Origin of the sequence: Streptomyces sp. 4F14 (assembly GCF_048159485.1) — a bacterium.
Classification (GTDB): domain Bacteria; phylum Actinomycetota; class Actinomycetes; order Streptomycetales; family Streptomycetaceae; genus Streptomyces.
The window spans coordinates 1-331 of sequence record NZ_JBLRVY010000341.1 but is presented as its reverse complement, the minus strand read 5'-3'; the positions used below and the strand labels follow the sequence as shown (position 1 = coordinate 331).

Here is a 331-nt window from a genome sequence, read left to right as displayed (position 1 = left end):
CACCCGCCGCGAACGCGAGGTGCTGTCCTGCCTGGGCGAGGGCATGTCCAACGCCGATATCGCGGCCCGGCTCGACATGGCCGAGGCGACCGTGAAGACACATGTCAGCCGATTGCTGGGCAAGCTGGAACTGCGCAGCCGGGTCCAAGCCGCCGTATTGGCACAGGAGTTGGGGATCTAGTCGGGCACAGCCCGGGCCGACTGGCAAGTGGTCCAGACCTATTGACCTGTGGTCCAGACCTTTCTATTCTCACCGCACCATGAATGGGCGTGAGGCTCAGTCATGCCCCTCAACTCCCCGACAAGGAGGCGCAGCATGCGCTTCAGACAC

The 331-nt window shown here is 63.7% G+C and carries 1 protein-coding gene; it reads left to right on the top strand.

Features of this window, described 5'->3' with window-relative positions; genetic code table 11:
* The coding region (locus ACLZOT_RS51020; RefSeq protein ID WP_416976121.1) for a response regulator transcription factor at nucleotides 1-181 on the top strand (181 nt) is incomplete at its 5' end.
* Nucleotides 182-331: the final 150 nt, after the last annotated feature.